The organism is Mesorhizobium alhagi CCNWXJ12-2 (assembly GCF_000236565.1).
Classification (GTDB): domain Bacteria; phylum Pseudomonadota; class Alphaproteobacteria; order Rhizobiales; family Rhizobiaceae; genus Allomesorhizobium; species Allomesorhizobium alhagi.
In genome coordinates this window covers 1-5250 of sequence record NZ_AHAM01000085.1, presented here as the reverse complement: position 1 = coordinate 5250, position 5250 = coordinate 1, and the positions used below count along the sequence as shown (strand labels likewise).

The window sequence follows — 5250 nt, the reverse complement described above, 5'->3', positions numbered from 1 at the left end:
ATTTCGCGTGTTTCTGAACATTGAGGTTTCTGCCAGAAGATTTTCGGCAAAAGCTGGAGATTTGGCATGGCCGATGATGAGGGATTTGCTGGGCGATGCGAAGTTGTCGAGCCTCGTCGTGGAAACCGGCGATGGCCGAATGATCTGAAGGCGCGGATTGTAGCGGAGAGCCTTCAGCCCGGTGCGCGGGTTGTTGATGTTGGGCGACTTTATGATCTCGCTGCGCATCAGCTTTCGGACTGGCGACGGCAGGCGCGTCAAGGTCTTCTGACGCTGCCTGCTGAACTGATGACGGCCGTGCCGCCCTTTGAGAACGGACCTGTCGAACCGGCCTTTGTGCCACTTGCGATTACGGCGGAGCCGAAGACGGCTACCGATGCTTTGCCGGTTCGGGAGCCGGTTGAGATCAGTTCCGGGATCGTTACGGTGGAAATAGGCGCAGACCTGGTGGTGAGGGTTCCCGGCGATGTACCGGTTGATCGGGTCGCGGCCTTGGTGCGCGCGATGCGTGGGACGGCATGATCGTCGCGGGCCAAAGATTACCGATCCTGATCGCGACGCGGCCGGTGGACTTCCGCTGTGGCCACCAGGCGCTGGCATTGATGGTGCAGACCGAGTTGAAGCTTGATCCGCATTCCGGGGTCACCGTGATCTTCCGGTCGAAGCGCGGGGATCGTCTAAAAATCCTGGTATGGGATGGCACCGGAATGGTGCTGACCTACAAAATCCTGGAACAGGGCAGCTTTGCCTGGCCCAAAGTGCAGGATGGAACGATGCGTCTGTCGCGGGGGCAGTTCGAAGCCTTGCTCGATCATGCATGTTGATACCCCTTCTGGTGAGGCTGACTGATTCTCAGATCGAGGTGGCTGATGGTATGGTTGCGGAGATCCCGGACAGCATTGATCACGGAGGGAGCGTTTGAGAACAAGTAGGCTCCGGTCGGCTGACGGTCGATCAGGAGGCGCTTCTGCCTGATCTGAACATAGATCCAATTGACGGGGATGTGCAGCCGTGCAGCCAACTGCGTCGCGCTCAGCGAAGTTGCCTGGTGCGTCCATCGGCTGCGCTGTTTCGCTATCTTGATCCCGGCGCTGAGCCGAATCCTCTGCACCGTGATCGGCAGGACCTTGTATGCGCAATTGGGCGAGCGATGTCCCTCTTGGCTGAGAATGGCGGCAATCTCATCATCAGGCATGCCTGTTTTCGCGAGATCGAGCAGACGCGCACGCATTTCTTCACCACGCGTGAGGTTGGCGATGGAGTTGACCTTCATCTTTACCTCAAGTTCCGTGATCGCCCCGCCGCGCCAGATGATCCTGACCAGAGCAACGTCGTGCTTACCGCGATCGAGAACGACTTTTTCGACCAGACACCGCAACAGCGCCTTGCGATGCGCATCCGTCGTGGCGTCGTCCGTCCAGATTTGCGGCAGCCGACCGGACAGCGCGACAACCTTGCTATTGAGGGTCTTGCCCAACACCATTTGCGTAATGGGCTCGGCCGAAGCTTGCCGGGCAAGGGCTTCTTCGGCAGCGCGAACCTCGCTCAACGCTGCTTCCCACCGACGCTCGAGTTCGCTGGCGACAAGACGATTGTCGGGATCGACGCGGTTGAACTGGCGCTCTGCCAGCGCCGCAGCATAGCGCTTGCGCTCGAGCTCGCGTTCGGCGCTGCTACGCAGGGACTTTTCGACCTGCTGCTGCGCCCGGCGGGCTCGCGACAGCGCATCAATCTCAGCGGGCGCCAGCGCCGTCAAGAATGCGTCGGCCACAGCAGCGTCCACGCGTGAAGCACGGATGTGCTGGCACGCCGGCAAGCCCGTGTGGGAGCGCAGATGATTGCAAACATACTCTCCGCCACCTTTGTAACGAACGTACATCTTGTGGCCGCACCGCCCGCACCAAGCGATGCCATGCAGCAGAAGTTCGCCATTGCGGGGAGCACCTCTCGTTTTGATGCGCATGTATTCGGCTCGGTTGTCTCGTACGACGTCGCGGATTTTCTCATAGGTTAGCCAATCGATGTAGGGCGGATACCGATCCTTCACGACGATTCGCCATTCATCGATCGGCCGCGCCACCTTCGCTGGCGAACCGCCTTCGCATGCGGTGGCACGGAGGCGGGTCCGGCCGTAGACAAAGGCACCGGCATAAGCGGGGTTCTTCAGGATCGCCGCCACCGCCGAGACCGTTGCGCGCGCCCAGCGCAGTTCGCCATGCCGGTCGCAACGCGGCAGAGCCAGGCCACGATCGTTCAGCACGCGCATGACCTTGGCGACGGTTCGGAACTTCAGGAATGTCTCAAATACGAGCTCAAGCCGTTGCTGAACGGCGAGATCCGGATCCTTGACAACCACCCCGCTCGGATCTCGCACCAAACCGACCGGCAACATGAGGGCAAGCTCGCCGCGCTCGGCCTTGGCAAGCAAACCCGCGGTCAGACGACTGCGGATCGTATGCAGCTCAAGTTCGGAGATCGTTCCCTTCAAGCCAAGAAGCAGACGGCCGTTGGCGCTGCCGGGATCGTAGACGCCATCGCGATCGGCAATGAGGCAGCCGCGTAGGCCACAGATATCCAGGAGCGGATACCAATCGGAGCAGTTGCGCGCCAGCCGCGTCACGTCGATCGACAGGATCAATCCGATCTCTCTGAGGCCAACCCGCCCGACGAGTTCCTTGAACCCGTTCCGCTTCGCAGCAGAGGCTGCGCTCAAGCCAAGATCGACATCGATGACATCGATGTCGGCATCATGCCAGCCGAGTTCCCGGGCGCGCTGACGAAGCGCGTACTGTAGCCGCAGGCTCTCTTGATTGCTCACTACCTGATGCGGCGTCGACTGCCGAACGTAAACAACCGCCTTGCGCTCCAGATGGGTCGGCTTGACCAGTTCGGACTTCACGAGACACCTCCGCCAGAACCGCGGCGACCTCGTCGAGGATTTGACGCCGCAAAGCTGGTGGCAGCGTCGCCCACAGGCTTTGGGGGTCTATGGTCATGGGCTTCGAGGCATTCCGCCACCGCGACAAGATCCCGAACCGCCTCGACACTCAATTTAGTCTGATTCGTGTCCTCGACATACTTCTGCGTTGCTGCAATCGGGATCAGCAACGTTGCCCCATCACGATGTTCGACTTCGTATGATGGTGGAAAGTTACCACCTCCACGTGTAACTTGGCGGATTACGCTGAATGAGTGTCCAAAAAGCGGGTGGTGCGGGTCTAGAACGCAGACTACCTCGCTTAAAGATTCGTCAGACTCACCAGCAGGGATATTCCTGTGGGCCCTCGCTCGAAGGCCTTGATTGGCGACGCGTGGTGGCGCAGCGGGTAGCGCCACCGACTGCGGCAGGGTGACTCACCTGGTCGGTTTTGGCGTTGTTTTATTGGGCTTTTTGTCTCGATTTGCTATGAAGGCGCATGTCTGCGCCCATTGATCTCAGCCGGTTCCCGAACCTGCCTTCAGAGGTGGTGAACGCCTTTGCGGCCGTACAGTTTGAGCTGTCGGTCGAGCGTGCGGCCCGTCAGCATGAACAGGCGGTGGTGGCTGAAAAGGACGCCTTCATTACCGAGTTGAAGGAACTGATCGAAAAGCTGGAGAGCCAGGTTCAGGACTACCGCCGCACGAAGTTCGGGCCGAAGTCGGAAAAGCTCGATCCGACGCAGATGGAACTGGCGCTGGAGGACCTGGAGACGGCCATTGCCGAAACACAGGCCCAGATCGCCTTCGCCGAGGAAAAGATCGCGGCCAGCACAGCCAATTGCGAAAAGACTGCTTCTTCACGCAGGCAACGCAAGGCGCGCGCGCTGCCCAAGAGCCTGCCGCGCGTCGAACAGGTGATCGAGCCTGATAGCATTGTCTGCCCCTGTGGTTGCGGGAACATGGTCCGGATTGGCGAAGACCGGACGGAGCGGCTCGATCATATCCCGGCGCGCTATCAGGTGATCGTCACGATCCGCCCGAAATACGCTTGCCCCAAGGGGCGCACGGGCGTGGTTCAGGCCAGGGCGCCGGCGCATTTGCTGGAAGGTAGCTGGCCGACCGAAGCCCTATTGGCGCAGATCGCCGTGTCCAAGCATTCCGAACACATGCCGCTGAACCGGCAGGCCGCGGTCATGGCCCGACACGGAGTGCCGATCGACCGCACCGTCCTGGCCGACTGGCTGGGCCGGACGGGGGCTGTGATCGCGCCGGTGGTAGACCATATGGCCATGGTCCTGAAACAGGGTAGCTCACGACTATATGTCGACGAGACCACGGCTCCGGTGTTGGATCCCGGGCGCGGCAAGACGAAAACTGGCTATCTCTGGGCTATTCTGCGCGACGACCGCGGCTGGAGCGGATCTGCGCCGCCGGGCGTGGTGTTCCATTATCGGCCTGGGCGTAAAGGCGAATATGCCGCAGAAATCCTCGACGGCTTCAACGGCACGATCCAGGTAGATGCCTATGGCGGCTACTCCCAGCTCGCCACGCCAAAACGCACGGGCGGCGATCCGTTGAGGCTGGCCTTCTGCTGGGCACATGGCCGCAGAAAACTGATCAAATCCCAGCCGAAGAAGGGTTCGCCCATCGTCGACGAGGCGTTGTTGCGCATCGCCGCCCTCTACAAGATCGAGGACAGCATCCGAGGGTGTGATCCCGATCATCGCCGGGCTGTCCGCCAGAACCTGTCCCGTCCGCTGGTGGACGAGTTCTTCACCTGGCTGACAGCTCAGGCCGCACGCGTCTCGCGCAAGTCTGATCTCGGCCAGGCCATGGCCTATATGCTGAAACGCCAGGCCGGCTTCCGGCTGTTCCTGGACGACGGCCGCGTCGACATCGACTCCAACCTCGTCGAAAACGCGATCAGAAGTCCAGCTATGAACCGGCGCAATGCTCTCTTTGCCGGCCATGATGAAGGCGGCCGTAATTGGGCCCGTTTTGCCAGCCTGATCGGCACATGCAAGATGAACCGCGTTGAACCATACGCCTACCTGCGCGATCTCTTCATCAGCCTCGCCAATGGCCACCTCGCCACAGACATCGACGCCCTCATGCCCTGGGCCTATGCGCATCGGATCAGCGCCTCACAATGAGCACGTCCGGGACTCCCCGACGTGCTCATGGGAACATCTGCAAGCGCCAGACCTGACCGTTGCAACCAAAAAATCAATGGGGCGGAGACGCCGCATACGGATTACCGAAAACGACACGATGTGATGTCGCGGCACCTGGCTCCAAATACGATAATCATCATCGCCCTCGACGAGCAGT

Annotated in this window: 4 protein-coding genes; 3 read left to right on the top strand and 1 reads right to left on the bottom strand. The window is 60.6% G+C overall.

The features are described from left to right. Positions 1–66 precede the first annotated feature (66 nt). Positions 67–522 carry an IS66-like element accessory protein TnpA gene (tnpA, locus tag MAXJ12_RS35130; RefSeq protein ID WP_085983921.1) on the top strand — a complete coding sequence of 152 codons (456 nt, stop codon included), beginning with the start codon at positions 67–69 and terminating at the stop codon, positions 520–522. Next, positions 519–824: an IS66 family insertion sequence element accessory protein TnpB gene (gene tnpB, locus MAXJ12_RS11185; protein WP_008835959.1), complete on the top strand. Its 306-nt coding sequence runs from the start codon at positions 519–521 to the stop codon at positions 822–824. Before tnpA ends, tnpB begins: the two co-directional genes overlap by 4 nt. On the opposite strand, the gene MAXJ12_RS11180 is transcribed toward tnpB, so the two are convergent. Continuing rightward, a complete protein-coding gene (locus tag MAXJ12_RS11180; protein ID WP_008835958.1) occupies positions 812–2899 on the bottom strand; it encodes a recombinase family protein in 2088 nt (695 codons plus the stop codon). The two genes, tnpB and MAXJ12_RS11180, sit on opposite strands and share 13 nt — an antisense overlap. 517 nt (positions 2900–3416) lie before the next feature. Between MAXJ12_RS11180 and tnpC the strand changes: the two genes are divergently transcribed. Continuing rightward, positions 3417–5072 carry an IS66 family transposase gene (gene tnpC / locus MAXJ12_RS11175; protein WP_008835956.1) on the top strand — a complete coding sequence of 552 codons (1656 nt, stop codon included), beginning with the start codon at positions 3417–3419 and terminating at the stop codon, positions 5070–5072. The last annotated feature ends 178 nt before the right edge of the window (positions 5073–5250 follow it).